Raw genomic sequence first — 15,478 nt, 5'->3', positions numbered from 1 at the left:
TTATACTAATATAATTTAGAGTAAAAAATAATTCTTATTCTCTAGTCGTGGATGATACCTTAACTTTTATTGTTACTAACCCTATTTGATAGGTAGGAGAGTTTACGAAATATCCACTATCTGCTTTGGATAAGCAAAGTAATCGCTCAATTAAATCAGATGATCACCTTAGTCAGTAAAGATGAATTAGGCAATCGCCCTATCAACTTTATAGGCAACAATAATTATATGGCGTAGGAATAATGAGCGATCGCTACAGTATGGTAATTCAATGGTCAGATGAGGATAATTGCTACTTAGTACACTTACCGGAATTCCCTTGGCAGCAATTCCACACTCATGGCAAGACTTATGAAGAAGCCGCTAAAAATGGCCAAGAGGTGATTGAGTCTCTGATTGAATGGTATAAAGAGAGAGGAAAAGCTCTGCCAGAGCCAATTACTTTTCCTCAAAAACCGTTAAAAGTGGCTTAAATCTTTTTAAGATGCTTTGCATAAGTCATGCGATCGCACCTTACCCCAATCCCTCAACATCAGCACTTTCCCCTTCGGACTCAACAGGCTCAAACTTAACTTTGTTGTATAAATCCTGTAGGGAAATCTCAAAGGGTACGGTTACAAGTGCGATCGCATCATCTTCTTCATCATATTCACGAAGCGTCCATTGCTTTTTCCCAGTTTTAGAAAATTGATCTACATGAATCCGAGTTTGGTCAATTAATAAATATTCTTGGAAGGTAGAAATAGTTCGGTAAGCCTGAAATTTATCTTCGCGTTCGCATAGCGTCTCCGCAGGAGAATCGTAGTTTTTAGTAGATTTAGACAAAACCTCAACAATAACTTGGGGATTTGTAATAATATCTGTACGGTTGTTGAAAAATTCTGGTTCACCGACTATTACTGTCACATCTGGATACGTGTAGATACGCTTTTGGTGTATCCACAGACGCATATCGCTATTAAACACTTCGTATTCTTGTTGTCTGAACGCGAAGTTTAACACAGCATAGAAATTACCAGCTATACGATTGTGATTTGCTGTTCCACCCGCCATAGAAATTATTTGCCCGTCAATGTATTCACTTTTGTAGTCAGCAGCTTCTTCTAGCTCTAAATATTCCTCTGGGGTATAGTATCGCTGTTGTGTTATTTGCATAGTTCTATCGGGTAACAATGTTTAACGATACGGAGCGTCTAGGCACTAAAGAGATTTTACCCATGTTTACCGAACAGGTTAACATGGTTTGATAGAGCTGCTATGTGCTTTCTACAAAGTGTGCGTAGGCGCAGCCCGCCGTAGGCATCGCTATCTAAATTCACAAAATAGCTCACATCCTATTGATAACCGGCTGCTTGTAACAAAAACAACTTGGCATAACGTCCCCCTAGCTGTAACAATTCTTCGTGAGTTCCCTGTTCTATAACTTCCCCGTTTTCTATAACTAAGATTTTGTCAGCCATTCGTACCGTTGAGAAGCGATGGGAAATCAAAAGTACCATCTGATTTTGAGTAACAGTGCGAAAATGATTGAAAATCTCAAACTCAGCTTGGGCATCTATTGCTGATGTTGGTTCATCTAACACCAAGATATCTGCTTGCGATCGCATAAAAGCACGAGACAAAGCAATTTTCTGCCACTGTCCCCCCGAAAGTTCCTGTCCTCCCTTAAACCAACGACCAAGTTGAGTCTGGAAGCTTTGGGGTAATTGGTCGATAAAAGATTGGGACATGCCTTTTTGGGCAGCAATTTGCCAACGGGTTTTGTTTTCGAGATGTTCTACATCACCCACGCCAATATTCTCCCCCACTGTGAACTGGTAGCGGACAAAGTTCTGAAAAATCACACCAATACGACGCCGCAGCACATCCACATCCCATTCCTGCAAGTCCAAGCCATCTAAGAAAATTCGCCCAGAGTCTGGCGTGTACAGTCGGGTAAGTAGTTTGATTAAGGTAGTTTTACCGGAACCGTTTTCACCGACAATTGCCAGTTTCTCAGTGGGTTTCAAATGCAGCGAAATGTTTGTCAACGCTGGCTTGGAACTTCCTGGATAAGTAAATGATACGTTCTCAAAACGAATACCATCTTGGGAATTTAAACCAATGGTTGCTTTACCCCAAGACTTTGGTACTTCCTCTTCCAGGAAATCATAGAGATTTGATAGATATAGGTTGTCCTCATACATCCCTCCAATAGAAGTAAGAGCATTGGAGAAAGTAGACTGTCCTTGGCGAAACACAGTGAGATACATTGTCATATCTCCCAAAGAAATCTTACCTAGCACTGTTTCCAACACAATCCAAGCATAAGCTACGTAAAAAGCACCAGTACTGACTAAACCCAGGAGATACCCCCAAAATCCTCGCCGGAGAGTCAAATCGCGGTCTTCGCCATAAAGTTGCTCAAACAGGTTGCGGTAACGTCCTAGCAGCATCTCTCCCAACTGGTAGAGTTTAACTTCTGTGACAAAATCTTCTCTTGCTAGCAGATTTTCTAAGTAGTTCTGTTGACGAGTTTCTGGCGCACGCCAACTAAACAAGCGAAAGCCTTCCCCAGCAAACTTTGTTTCTGCAATAAATACAGGTATGGCAGCCAAAATCAGCACCACCACCGCCCAAACTGAGAAATTTACTAGCAAAATACCGTAGGTGAACAGGGAAAGAGCATTTTGCACTAACCCAAAGGTGCGGCTTACTAAAGAAAGCGGACGAACTGATGCTTCTCGTCGGGCATTGGTCAATTTGTCATAAAATTCTGAGTCTTCAAACTGCCTAAGATCGAGTGTCAGCGCCTTTTCTAAGATCAGGACATTCACACGCTGACCCATTAGCGCCCGCAATAACGACTGACAAATAGTGAGTCCGCGCTGACTGCCTGCTAGTAAAATGACAGCGATCGCTTCAAATCCTACATACAACAAAGGGTGAGAAATATTCACAAAACCATTGCTGTCTGAGTTAACTTGAGAGGCAAATACCACCGCATCAACAATTAGCTTACTGATGTAGGATATCGCCCCCGGTAAAAGACCAGCAACTATTGTTAAACTAGCCAGAAGAATAGTCAGCGATCGGCTAGTAGTCCATACTAGGTTTACAGCCCGTCCACTGTAGCGGAAAACCGTCAGTGATTGGCGTAGGATATTTCTTTTTTTTTAATTTTCATCTTTTTTGCGCGAGATACCCCAGCTTGGGCGGATCTACCTAACTCTATATTAATCTTTATAAATTTTACATTTTTATCAGAATGTTGGCTGAAAACCCCAAAGTTGAAACCTAAAAACTAGTTTTGTAGGGTGTGTTATGCCGTAGGCTAACGCACTAGGGTGTTAACTTTCTACCATTTTAGGTGTTCAAAACTCATGCAAAATATATATATGCCAGTAGTTCTAATCAAGCGGACTACGAACAGCTTTACCACCCCTATTAAGTACATGGGTGTAAATGATCGTGGTTTTTACATCCTTGTGTCCGAGTAATTCCTGCACTGTGCGGATGTCGTCGTAGCCATTTTGTAATAAATGGGTAGCAAAACTGTGGCAAAACGTATGACAACCCACTTTTTTTTGAATACCAGCTTCGCGAACCCCTTGTTTTAACGCTTTTTGTAAACTAGTTTCGTGAAGGTGATGACGACGAACTTCACCATTACGGGGGTCTTTAGAGATGCTTCCAGAAGGAAAAACAAACTGCCAAATCCAATCATACTTGGCTCTGGGGTATTTTCTTTCTAATGCAAAAGGTAAATAAACCGAACCATAACCTTTTTCTAAATCTTGTTGGCGTATAAATTTTTACACCTTACAAATAAATTTTTAATTCTTCAGCAATACTTTCAGGTAACATCGTCACCCGACTTTCATTTCCCTTTGTGTCACGCACAATAATTTGTCCGTATAATAAATAGTTATACTGCAAAATTAAACGCAAGAGCACGTGAAAGACATTAAGGGAATTCCTATTAGGAAAGGAATAATTAAAAGTGCCTTTGACTATCAAGGGCTAGATGCAAATTTGATAATTACTTATAAATATTTTGAAGAAAAATTCAAAGAGTTATATCAATCTTACGCTGATATATTCTGTTTGGATAATTGTGTTTTCTACATAAGCGAAGACTACTATAGGTGCAATGGTTTTGCAGGAAGAATCGAGCATTATAACATTATAGGGATTACGAATGGATACCCTGTCTTAATGAAAGATAAGTTTGATGACAAATACTTCTCGAACATTATATGTGTTGGCTTTATTAACGAAAAATCTATTTCAGATGCTTATGTTGATCTCCATAAAGATCAGAACTTTAAGTTTAATGAGTTCATGCTGAACTGCTCAATTCAGTATACTTTTAGTCATGAATTTCAACATATATTACAGTTCAATAGCTCCAAAATATGCAAGAATTTCTTGTACTCCGAAAATTTGGACAAAAGTGATTTTACCTTGAAAAACCATGCATGGGAATTTGATGCAGATAGGATGGCATCTTATGAGGTACTTAAGTATACATTCAGTGTGTATAGAAGCCTAAAGTATAAAGACAACGAAAAACTTAAATGTATGTTGTACATTGCCTTAGCAAGCATAGTCATTACAAAAAATCTATTTTATTTTGGAGTTACGAATCCAATCAATTCAGAATGTACTATTGATAAGCAAGATTTTTATATAAAGCAATACTCACATCCTCATCCTTTAGTGAGGATATATAATATGGTTGAATACTTCTACGACAATATTAAAGGTGACTTCCCGAAGCTAAACATTGATCCTCAAGAAATTTTGAACAATGTTTTAGGCATTTTGAAAATATATTTCAATAATCTCATTCCAAATCAAAATGTAATGCAAAATTATTTTGAAGATGCAATTGAATTTACAAATGAAATAAATTGCTACAATCAGGAGCTATATGATTTTGCAATTAAAGATGATTCCATAAACGTTTTATTGAAAAAGCGCGGAATCAAATTTTAAGCACAACAAGATAGTTTAAATTGAGATCGCCTATCGCCGTAGGCTGGGTTTACAACAGGAAACCCAGCATCACTTTTCTCTGGCAGTACTAACCAGAAGCCAGATTGCACTTTAAGCTGCAACCGTGGATGCAATCGCGAGGCTAAAATGAGAGGGCGATCGCTTGATGAGAGAATTGCGTTTCAAACGTTATGTGATGCATTGTGTGGGTGGAATTTGGACAAGAGGAACGCTGAAGAATTTGCTACTTGCGATGCCTTACGTATTACACAGATTTATTCCACCTTTCCATGTATTGAGTTACTTATTGCAGCACGGTGTGCCTAATGAGTTTTTCCCTGACGGCCTGTTGCCAAACGGGAAAGTTCAATATGATGCTGGGAGAGTGGGGGTTGTTCATGGAAACCCTTTGAGATTACACCAGAGGAGTATGAGGAATTGGTTTTGGACTTGCTGACCGATCCAGAGTCGCAATTTGAGGTTTTGGATGCGCCCGCAGAGGTTCAAACTTATATGCAGTGGGTAGAGTGGAAACTGAATCATCTAAAGTGAAGGGTGAATCAATCGCCGCTGCAAAGCTATAATTTGATTAATATTCAGATACTTTCAACGTATGAACTACCGAAATCACATCACGATCGAACCCAATAAACGTGGTGGTAAGCCTTGTGTCCGTGGCTTGCGAATTACGGTTTATGAAGTGCTTGAGTACCTGGCTTCCGAGATGACCGAAGCAGAAATTCTCGACGATTTTCCTGATCTAACGCGAGAAGATTTAAAAGCTTGTATTGCTTACGCTGCCGACCGTGAGCGTCGGTTTATGACCGCTCCATTATCCGCATGAAGTTGCTCTTTGACGAAAACTTGTCGCCCAAGTTGCCAAACTGTTTGAGCGATCTTTTCCCAAATTCATTTCACGTTCGAGATGTGGGTATGAAGGCAACGATCGACCCAATCGTTTGGGATTATGCAAAGGACAATAATTTGATGATTGTCTCGAAAGATGCAGATATGCACGACCTAAGCTTAGTATTTGGGAATCCACCGAAAGTTATTTGGCTTCGCCTTGGCAACTGTTCGACATCACAGGTTGAGAATTTGCTGCGTCAGAATTTTGACGCGAGCAAATTATTTTATGAAGATGAGAACTTATCGCTGCTTGCTTTATCATAATGCGCCGATGATTTTGGATCTCTTCCAGGTTTTTTGAAATAGAGAAAACATAATGGTTATTTATCGCTGCATAACAACGCCCATGCACGCCAACCACCGAGAAGTTATTTGTTGGAATTGATAGGTTATCTGCGTCGGGTGATGGGCAATGTTATACGTCGTTATACATATAGCTCCAGAGGGTGCAATTGCACAGGTCAAAGTAGTTGCACAGAAGAGGGACTGATAGCGAATTTGACCCTGGATTAGGCATAAACACTCATTTTCGCGTTCTCTTGAACATGCCCTAATCATTAAGTACCTGAGCAAAATTAATTGAATATTTTTGGAACAAATCAAAATCCCTAACAACTTCTGTAGTTAAGCAAGCACTAGAAACTGTTCGATACCTTGATCTGAAAGCATGGTCATCCCAAGTTTTTGGTCAGTCCATACTATCGCAAAGAAGAACTGTGTTTTCAGGCTGGGATGATGACACAAAAATTGCATGAATTTTTTTTAGCGCATTTTCTACAAAGTCAACACCCTACTAATGCACCATCTCAGATTTTCCGTGCATTAGGACTAATGTCCATAACGCACCCTACCAGATTCAAGCCAATGTGGATGAGGTTTTCCGACTTGTGTGTACACAGTAAGTCTTTAGACCGGAGAGTGTCAACCCCACAATCTCCTACCTACTTTCCCATTTAATCTTTCGTGAGTATCTTCCAACAAAGCTGGAATATCTAACTTTTCTGGACAGCGAGGCAAACAGTCACCGCATTCTGTACAACGGTTGCCTTTCATTCCAGGGAACCAGTGACCGGCATTTTCAAACATTCCGTAACGATATTGGCCATAGTCTTTCATGTCGTATGCGACTGCGAGATTACGTAACCGCAATACCTCTGGAATATTGATATTTTCTGGACAAGGCAAACAAGCATAACACTGGCTACAATTATCAGTTTCCAAAGCAATTTTTTGGTGATTTTCTAATTGCTGAAAAGCAGAAATTTCTGCTGATGTTAACTCTCCATCATGGTCAGCAACTCGCAAAGGTTCCATTAATTCATCTGGGTTGGCTGGCCCTATACTCAAAGTAGTAATACGGTTGTCAGCAAGTAAAAATCGATAACTTAATTTTAAGGGTGAATACGGGTGACATAGGTCTTTTAGAGTTTGGGGTGGCGTGTAGAGGCGTCCTCCCTTATCAGCAGGAGAAATTATGAAAACGCCCATATCTTTCTCATCTGCTAGCTGAATCGCTGGTGCGTTTCTTTGGAAAAAATAGTAATAATGCAGATTGACAAATTCAAAAAAATCTGTATTTATTGCTGCCTGAATTACCTCTAATGGCCCGTGGGTAGAAAAACCAACGTGTCGCACTCGACCATCAGCAACAGCTTCCTCTACGGCTTGCATACAGCCATTTTTGGCTTGCACCCACTCTAAATGTTGCCAAGTGTTCAAACCATGAACGCCTAAGCAATCTAAATAATCTAGCTGTAAACGTTCTAGGGATTCGTCGATGCACCGACGCATGGTGTCAGCATCTGCTGTGGGTGAGATTTTGGTAGTGACGTGAAGCTTCGTTCGGGGTAGTGACAACCCAGCTTTTAGCGCCCTACCAAGATACTCCTCACTTTTACCATAACCTCTGGCAGTTTCTAGATGATTAATTCCTAGCGCTAAGGCTTGTTCGATAGTCTGGTAAGCATTTTCAAAATCAGCCAAATAGCGCATTGTTCCCAGAGAAAAAACCGAGAGGCGCAGATTCGTTTTCCCAAAGCGTCGGTATTGCATCTTTAACAAAGAGTTAGAAGTCATTCAATTTTAGATTTTAGATTTTAGATTTTAGATTTTAGATTTTTCCTTTAATCTAAAATCCAAAATTCAAAATCTAAAATTGCCTAGCTGTCGCCATTACCAAAGCGCTTAATCAAATCTTCAGGACGGAGATTGGAAATAAATTCACGGAAGGCTTGCTGTTCAGCTTCATCTGCATCGCGGTCAACAGGGATAGAAGCATCGGCAATCACTTCTTCCATTACCCAGATGGGGGTATTTGTACGGAGGGCAATGGCGATCGCATCGCTAGGACGTGCGTCAATTTCTTTTTTAACATCACCTTGCTGGACAATTAAAGCTGCATAAAATGTATCCTTTTGCAGGGAATGAATAATTACCTTTTCTAGAGTCATGTTCCAAGTCTCTAGAAGATTCACAATCAGGTCGTGGGTTAAGGGTCTGGGAGGCTTTTGATTCTCCAGCGCACCCATAATTGCCCTTGCCTGTTCCTGACCGATGTAAATTGGCAAAGCCCGCCGATCTGAAGAATCTTTCAAAAGTACGATCGGGCTGCGGGTTATGGCATCTAATGCTATGCCAGCGACTTTCATTTCAATCATTGCCTAAGCCTCTACAATGCTTCGAGAGCCTTGGATGCTGTGTAACAAATAGTACCCCTTTTTAGGCGGTTGAGTGACAGTAATAAACATAAGCATTTGTTCTCTATAATTGCTTCTATTAAACTCCGAACTTGTGGTGAAAACCAGAGTAAGTCAAATTGGTCTTCTTAGAGAATAACCTTCTTACCCAAGTATGCCTTGTGAAGGATGCTAATGTGTTAATATCCCCATACGAAAAAAAAGTCAGAAAATATACTTGGATGTTCTAGATTTCTGTGACAATTACCAATTGATTTCAGGCAAAAGTAGGCAATAAATAGAGTTAGTTTGACAAAAAAGCCGTGTTTACAGGATTAATCCAGACATTAGGAACGATGGAACCCTTAGGGGGCGATTCTTGGCAAATTACTTGTGTAAGCCAGTCGGGTGAAGTAATTAGGCAAGATTTGGCTTATGGTGACAGTGTTGCTGTAGATGGTGTTTGCCTGACAGTGGAAAAAGTTTTAAAAGACGGGTTTATCGCCACTGCTTCACCGGAAACACTACGCCGCACGACTTTGGGAGGTGAGCAAACGCAACAGAGATATGTCAACTTAGAAGCGTCGCTAAGGGTGGGCAGCAAAGTTGGCGGTCATTTTGTGATGGGTCATGTAGACGGCATCGGTCGATTGCTAGTGACAGAACAAACGGCTACTTCTTGGGAAATGACCTTTATTGCATCCGAGGCGATCGCACGCTACATTGTCCCTAAAGGTAGCATTGCTGTCAATGGCATCAGCCTCACAGTAGCCGCATATGAGCCAGAACTTTCCCAATTCAAGGTGGCAGTAATTCCCCTCACCTATGCCGAGACAAATCTTCGCTATTTGGTTCCTGGGAGTTTAGTGAATCTAGAAGGGGATATTCTCGGCAAATACGTGGAAAAATTCCTTTACTCTGGGAACCCACACACCACAGCCCCTGATAATAATAGTATAGATGGCATTACACCCGGATTCTTAGCAGAACACGGGTATCTCTGAATTTTAGATTTTAGATTTTGGATTTTAGATTAATTTAAAATCCAAAATCCAAAATTTTCAATTTAGCTGCCTGGTTGTTGGCTTACCTGGGCGGTCTGCAAGCCTCGCACTAACTGGCTGAGGGCACTTTGTAATTCCACACCTGGGTCGGTAGCAACCCACCCATCTTGTGACAGGTGACGGACTTCAAAGTGCAGGTGAGGGCCTGTGGAGTTCCCGGTGCTACCAACTAGCCCGATGACAGTTCCAGGTTGTACCCACTGACCAGGTTGAACAAGGATTTCTGACATGTGACCGTAGAGAGTTTGTTCGGCGGATTTGTGATTTAGGATAACGGTTAAACCATAACCACCCACCCAGTTAGCAGTTTCCACTTGACCAGCAGCAGCTGCCAAAACTGGTGTTCCCGTAGGCGCACCTAAGTCTGTACCAGCATGGAAGCGTTGGTTTCCTGTGATTGGATGAACTCGCCAACCAAACAACGAGGTAATGGGAGCGGGAATAGACAGTGGATACATCATTCCCGTACCACTATAGGCGACCGCCCCAGTGTAGGGGATTTGCGGCAATACTGATGCCAGTGAGAAGTCGTAAGCTACGCTGCTGGGGCGGGGTGCAATGTTGCCATCTGCCATTGGTGGAGGTAAAGTACCGCCACTCGGCGCAATCGGAGTTGCACTCACTCTTGTGGGGCTGAACTCGCCAGGATTGGGGATAAACCGATTAGGGCGCAATGCGTTCTTGGTGACACCGCTAGAACCACTTTGAGTAGGACGCCATCTGCTGGTGTTGCCAGTAGAAGATGCAATCTGCCGCACGGGTGGAACTACTGCTAATTGTGCATTTTGACTTCTTCTGAGCCAAGTAGGTGCTGGTTTACCATTAGAATCAGCTACATTCCTTTGGGGTACTTTGGCGCAAACGCCGCCTAATAGACTTTGCCCTGACGGCAAGATAGCTCGACAACCACTGGAACGGTCTGTGAGAATTACGGAATTTGGTGCTTGATAAGTAGCTGTGGCACCACTGTCATAACTATTAGGATCAATATAGGCGTTATTATAATCCTTGGTTTTCTGTGCCGTTGCACTGACAGTACTGTTGGAGTTATTTGATGGTTGAGCAACTTCTCTTAATTTTTCAGGTGCATAGCGGGCAGGGGTATTGGGTTTTTCCTGTCTCGCCCTTGCAGGAGTAACCTGAGAGGCTTCTACTTTGGGGTTTGAAGACTGTCTGATAATCACAACAGGTTGGGCAGCTTCGATTTTGGGTGTAGACTGCCTAACTGGCTCTTTTGATTGAGCAACCTCTGGCTTGCCTAATCTCTTTCTGAGTCTGGCTCGCCGTTGGGAAAATTCCGGTTGCGCTTGGGCTGCTTCGGGCGCAATAGCCTGTTTTTTAACTGGATTTGTAACTGCTGTTGGTTGGGAACTTTCAACAGTGGGAACGATGTTGTCTATTTGTGTTTCCGTTTGGGCAAACACAAAGCCGCCGCTAAGGAGGCTGATGCTACTCAGCCAACAGAGGCTCTGAGCTGGTAGCGTCGAGGCAAAGCGTTTTTTTGTCAGACCTTGTTGCCATAAGTAATGCAAACGATGAGGGGCAGAATTATTGCGCTGCGTCATTTGTTCTCTCAGTTGTGTGTAATTAGTCTAAAGAGATGATGCTAGTGGTTTGTCTTGCCCAAAGAGCGGAATTTTGAACAAACCTCAAATTTAAACGGAAGATTTATGGTACCCCAAACTGATTGTACCGGGTTGAATATAAATTTCCGGTGTATTTAGTTCCTTTGTATCATCTGTTTCCAAATCAACTCGTAAATTTCCTTGAGAAGTCACCCCAACTACTTTACCTGAAAGATTGTTGACGTAGACCCGATCGCCCATGTTTATAAGCAAATCTAAATAGCGAGACAAGAGTACCTTTACTCCTTCTTGGCAAAGGCACTCCATACCGGATTCTATTCCCAGCAAGACTTTAGAGGTTAGCATTTCCAGACAAGAAATTGGTTTGAAATCTTGAGAAGCTTGCCACGATTCCAGATTGATTCCAGTTTCCGGTACTGGGTTTGTCCAGTTAATACCAACACCAATTACTGCTTGGGTGATTTGTCCTTTGTTTACTTTGGTTTCTGTCAAAATGCCGCCTAGTTTGCGGCCATTTAAAACTAAATCGTTGGGCCATTTTATCCCAACATCAACACCGCATTGGCGCAATTGAGAGGCAATTCCCCAAGCAGTAGCAAAAGTTAGCTGGTAGCTGTCAGTAGCTTCTATTTTGTGGTCGAAAGAAATCGCCACGGAAAGATATAATCCCCCAACAGCAGAAATCCACTGCCGTCCCCATTGTCCCCGCCCAGCAGATTGCACAGTTGCGATTACTACTGTTCCTGAAATAGCTCCTTGGTTGAGTAAGTTCCAGAGGGTTTGGTTAGTTGAGGAGACGCTTTCAAAAAAGTGGAGGGAAAATGGTATATGTGTATACTTACGCCCTGTTTTCAAGGCTGCTTCCAAGTTTTGCAGATTAAATTCCACAGCAGTTAACCCAAATTCCGTTGTTCAAGTTAGCATTGATTGGCTGATGAAGTGATTTTCCGTTTAGGTTTGGTTGAAGATGCACACTTGGTACTGGCGCAATTGGCAAGGACTGCCCTATCTAACTTGTAGTATTCTGGAACGTTGGGAGCACGGCTTCTTTACCCAGCAGTTTTGGCCGCGATCGCCACAAGTTATCACAGAAGTATTGCAACCAGAGGCATCAGTCTATCGCTTAAAGCAGGTTCATGGCAATACTGTTCTCACCCCTCAAGAAATTGACAGCCTCTTAAGCACTGATGATCAGGATTTAGCATTGGCAGATGGTTTAATTAGCGAACAGCCTCTACAAGCTGTTTGGGTGGCTAGTGCAGATTGTACACCTGTGCTGATTGGGGATGTGAAAACTGGACAGGTGGCAGCATTACACGCAGGCTGGCGGGGGACTGCTAAAAAGATTGTGCCCCTGGCGATCGCTCGATTACAATCTCAAGGCAGCAAACTCGATGATTTACGCATTGCGATGGGCCCGGCGATCGCTGGTGAGGTTTACCAAGTCTCTATCGATGTAGCTGCCGAAATCGGGGCTAGTATTATACCAGATGATGACGAACAAAAAATTATAACTGCATTACATCAGCTACCAAATTCACCTTTGCTAGAAGACCCAAATGCAGGTAAGGTACGGCTGGATGTCAGGCGAGTGAATACCTTACAACTGGAAAATATGGGAATTAGTGCAGAACAAATTGCGATCGCACCTTATTGTACTTTCCAAACTCCAGAGCATTTCTTTTCTTACCGCCGAGAGAAAGAGAAAAAAGTTCAGTGGTCAGGAATTGTTAGCAGCAAAAAGAATCACTAGGCTATATTCCAATACGCTTGGGTTAGAGCCAAAAACCTTAAACTGCGTAGGTTGGGGAGCCACTGCTACAGGTGCGGTTTCCCGACTTGGAAATTGTGTGTCTCCGACAGGAGAAGCAAGTGGCGTTTGAGGAACGGAGCTTTCCTCCCGCAGGGTAACCCAACATTATCAAGAGTTTGTTGGGTTTCACTTCCCTACGGGACGCTGTTGGCGAACGTTCAACCCAACCTTACAATTATCCTTAACCCAAGCGTATTGGGCTATATTCTCATTACAGGATAGTTAGGATGATCAGGATTCGGAATAAGTCGCTGATTTCTACAGTCCACTAGTAAATCCAGCGTCTCAAGCACCGTTTGTCCAATCAAGACTATATCACCTGTAACTAATGTGGCTTCAGTAGTTTCCCGTCCTGTCAATTCAATAATTACGGGTTCAGTCACGCCTATAGATTCTTCACTACCGTTAGCGTATTGAGCAATTTGCTGTCCTCGAATTCTCAAACCAAGTTGCAGGGCAATCGACATCGGTAGTACAGTACGTACTGCCCCAGTGTCTACTAATGCTTCAGTTTCATATACCCGCAGCATATTTGGATTGAGCATTCCTCGGCTAACAAGCGCTTCATCAATGGCATTAGTGAGTTTGACTTTGACTCGAACTGCACCCATAGGTTGATTGCTGGCAAGATTGTAACGATTGAGATTTACCATAATCTGTATGTTTGGGAAAATTCTTTAATCTGCTTCTAGAGTATCCTGTGTTTCCCAAGTACTTACTTATGACTCCTGATGTTCTAATTTGACACCCGACTCAAAGGTTCCAATTTCATAACCTGTTTTTGACGCAGGGAACTAATTGCTAAGACTAAAATACTCACGGTAATTCCTAAAATCGCATAACTCGGTAGGGCGAAGATAGTTACTTTCATAATGTAGGGCAATTCCCCTGCTTTCACATTCCATCGTTTTGCTAGAGAACCGATGAGCCAGCCATGAATAACTGCTGTTTGCACTGCAAGAAAGCAAACTCCTGCTAACCAAACAGACATTCTTTTCATAGAGAATGTACAATGCCTAATCTGATAGAGCAAATCATTTAGTAAAAAAACAACAGCAGGTACTAACATCACAGAACTAGTTTCCTGCGAATAGTTGATGCCAATGCTTAAGCAAGAAATTAGAACCATTTCTGCTAAGTAGATTTTCTTTGACCAGGCTGTGAGAGATTGTTGTAGATACCAATACCAACCCGCCCAACCAATAAGTATCAGAACAATTAAGTCTGACAAAAGCTTGGCAAAGAATGGGTTATTGGGTAATAATCTCGGCCCCACAACCATCAAATCGAGGCGACTAATCGAAATATCGGGGCTAACTGATGGATCATTTAGCCACAGTGAAAATCCCCGAGCTGCATCCGACATGAATTGTGTCAAAGAATTACCCGTCAAGGCTAGACCTAAAAATACTAGAGAAGTAACTGTGATCAGAGATACAAAAACTAGAGAAAACCGTCTTTTTAGTAGAAAATATAGAACGAATAATGCAGCTAATGTTGGTTTACAAAGGGCAAGCCCCAAGCAAACTCCTGCTAGAATATCCTGATGTTTTCTAGCCAAGATAAACATCCATAAGATTAGAGCTGCAATGAAAATGGCAACATTACCAACTTGAAGATCGTAAACTAAGCCATAAATCAAGGCTGCTGAGATTGTGCAAATAGTTCTTAGAGCTAGTGATCTCGACTTCAAGAGAATATTCGCTCCCCATAAAACCAAAGCGATTGCTAATATATGCATTACAACCCAGATTGTAAATGCAGTATTGATCGAAAAATAATCGAGAAACCAGATGAGAGGAATAATATTAGGTGGATAGACAAACGGTGGAATAAATCCACAGACCTTAGTTAGGGTACAGAAACTTTGGTTAAAAATCTCGACATTAAAAGGACTCAAATGCTGATGAGCCAATTTACTCGCCACATAATACCACTTAAAATCCCAGAAAGGTGGATTTGGTTGATTTAGGAAATAAACTAGCCAACCTGTATAACAGAGTAATCTTGTAACGATTAATACAACACCTGCTTGGACGAGAAAGTTAACAATTGGTTGACGAAAAAATTGTATCAACCGTTGGATCACCAAAGATTTTAAGAATAAAGAATTTTTCCAGGCTGCCTTTTCATCATCTAATTGCCAATTATTTTTCAGAACTAAAGCAACTACAATTACTATAAGTAGGTTCCAAAAGCCAAAGCTTATCATCGTAATTATCTCAAGAATTATTTCTGGATATCGTAAATAATATCGCCTAAACAGTCGTTATAAACGATACTTAAGTATTTTCATTCTCAATTTACAAAACTTTGACAATTACTCCCTTCCGGCCATAACCAAGCTTGCTCTCAGGGACTGACAACAAATAAATTACCCAATCTTGTGGGGTGGGCATCTTGCCCGCCTTTGTATACGTATACGGGCGGGCGAGACGCCCACCCCACAAG

Annotated in this window: 15 protein-coding genes; 6 read left to right on the top strand and 9 right to left on the bottom strand. The window is 41.8% G+C overall.

Features of this window, described 5'->3' with window-relative positions; genetic code table 11:
* Positions 1-242 precede the first annotated feature (242 nt).
* Positions 243-473 (top strand): type II toxin-antitoxin system HicB family antitoxin, encoded by a 231-nt coding sequence (locus tag HWQ23_RS26375; protein ID WP_292835059.1) that lies wholly within the window; start codon positions 243-245, stop codon positions 471-473.
* A 40-nt stretch (positions 474-513) separates the two neighbouring features.
* Here HWQ23_RS26375 and HWQ23_RS26370 read toward each other — a convergent pair whose 3' ends face one another.
* The 3 genes from HWQ23_RS26370 to HWQ23_RS26360 all read right to left on the bottom strand — a co-directional run bounded on the left by HWQ23_RS26370 (position 514) and on the right by HWQ23_RS26360 (position 3,668).
* Complete coding sequence (locus HWQ23_RS26370; protein ID WP_292835056.1) at positions 514-1,155, bottom strand: Uma2 family endonuclease; 642 nt, start codon at positions 1,153-1,155, stop codon at positions 514-516.
* A gap of 179 nt (positions 1,156-1,334) precedes the next feature.
* A complete protein-coding gene (locus HWQ23_RS26365) occupies positions 1,335-3,143 on the bottom strand; it encodes an ABC transporter ATP-binding protein (protein WP_292835108.1) in 1,809 nt (602 codons plus the stop codon).
* A gap of 246 nt (positions 3,144-3,389) precedes the next feature.
* Entirely contained in the window at positions 3,390-3,668 is a 279-nt protein-coding gene (locus HWQ23_RS26360) for a tyrosine-type recombinase/integrase (RefSeq protein ID WP_292835105.1), read from the bottom strand.
* Positions 3,669-3,936: 268 nt separating this feature from the next.
* Here HWQ23_RS26360 and HWQ23_RS26355 point away from each other — a divergent pair, with 268 nt between their 5' ends.
* From HWQ23_RS26355 to HWQ23_RS26345, 3 genes are all read left to right on the top strand, one after another.
* Positions 3,937-4,980 carry a hypothetical protein gene (locus HWQ23_RS26355; RefSeq protein WP_292835053.1) on the top strand — a complete coding sequence of 348 codons (1,044 nt, stop codon included), beginning with the start codon at positions 3,937-3,939 and terminating at the stop codon, positions 4,978-4,980.
* 613 nt (positions 4,981-5,593) lie between these two features.
* Complete coding sequence (locus HWQ23_RS26350) at positions 5,594-5,824, top strand: DUF433 domain-containing protein (RefSeq protein ID WP_190742120.1); 231 nt, start codon at positions 5,594-5,596, stop codon at positions 5,822-5,824.
* Entirely contained in the window at positions 5,821-6,153 is a 333-nt protein-coding gene (locus tag HWQ23_RS26345; protein WP_292835047.1) for a DUF5615 family PIN-like protein, read from the top strand. The genes HWQ23_RS26350 and HWQ23_RS26345 overlap by 4 nt, the downstream gene beginning before the upstream one ends.
* A gap of 657 nt (positions 6,154-6,810) precedes the next feature.
* On the opposite strand, the gene HWQ23_RS26340 is transcribed toward HWQ23_RS26345, so the two are convergent.
* Both HWQ23_RS26340 and HWQ23_RS26335 read right to left on the bottom strand, forming a co-directional pair.
* On the bottom strand, positions 6,811-7,941 hold the full coding sequence (locus HWQ23_RS26340) for an aldo/keto reductase (protein WP_292835103.1): 1,131 nt from the start codon (positions 7,939-7,941) through the stop codon (positions 6,811-6,813).
* 107 nt (positions 7,942-8,048) lie between these two features.
* Positions 8,049-8,546: a bifunctional nuclease family protein gene (locus HWQ23_RS26335; protein WP_273768592.1), complete on the bottom strand. Its 498-nt coding sequence runs from the start codon at positions 8,544-8,546 to the stop codon at positions 8,049-8,051.
* A gap of 341 nt (positions 8,547-8,887) precedes the next feature.
* On the opposite strand from HWQ23_RS26335, the gene HWQ23_RS26330 reads away from it, so the two are divergent.
* Complete coding sequence (locus tag HWQ23_RS26330; RefSeq protein ID WP_292835038.1) at positions 8,888-9,568, top strand: riboflavin synthase; 681 nt, start codon at positions 8,888-8,890, stop codon at positions 9,566-9,568.
* Between the two features lie 62 nt (positions 9,569-9,630).
* Here the strand turns inward: HWQ23_RS26330 and HWQ23_RS26325 are convergent, their stop codons facing one another.
* Entirely contained in the window at positions 9,631-11,193 is a 1,563-nt protein-coding gene (locus HWQ23_RS26325) for a peptidoglycan DD-metalloendopeptidase family protein (protein WP_292835035.1), read from the bottom strand.
* Positions 11,194-11,283: 90 nt separating this feature from the next.
* Positions 11,284-12,102: a biotin--[acetyl-CoA-carboxylase] ligase gene (locus HWQ23_RS26320; protein WP_292835032.1), complete on the bottom strand. Its 819-nt coding sequence runs from the start codon at positions 12,100-12,102 to the stop codon at positions 11,284-11,286.
* A 79-nt stretch (positions 12,103-12,181) separates the two neighbouring features.
* Here HWQ23_RS26320 and pgeF point away from each other — a divergent pair, with 79 nt between their 5' ends.
* Positions 12,182-12,967 carry a peptidoglycan editing factor PgeF gene (pgeF, locus tag HWQ23_RS26315; RefSeq protein WP_292835029.1) on the top strand — a complete coding sequence of 262 codons (786 nt, stop codon included), beginning with the start codon at positions 12,182-12,184 and terminating at the stop codon, positions 12,965-12,967.
* Between the two features lie 260 nt (positions 12,968-13,227).
* Here the strand turns inward: pgeF and HWQ23_RS26310 are convergent, their stop codons facing one another.
* Together HWQ23_RS26310 and HWQ23_RS26305 are read right to left on the bottom strand one after the other, a co-directional pair.
* Entirely contained in the window at positions 13,228-13,680 is a 453-nt protein-coding gene (locus tag HWQ23_RS26310; protein ID WP_292835026.1) for a retroviral-like aspartic protease family protein, read from the bottom strand.
* Positions 13,681-13,763: 83 nt separating this feature from the next.
* Positions 13,764-15,239: a glycosyltransferase family 87 protein gene (locus tag HWQ23_RS26305; protein WP_292835023.1), complete on the bottom strand. Its 1,476-nt coding sequence runs from the start codon at positions 15,237-15,239 to the stop codon at positions 13,764-13,766.
* Between the last annotated feature and the right edge of the window lie 239 nt (positions 15,240-15,478).

It is taken from the genome of Nostoc sp. JL33 (assembly GCF_017114985.1).
Classification (GTDB): Bacteria; Cyanobacteriota; Cyanobacteriia; order Cyanobacteriales; family Nostocaceae; genus Nostoc.
Note: the sequence above shows the minus strand (reverse complement) of the source record. Positions and strands in the feature narration are given on the sequence as shown.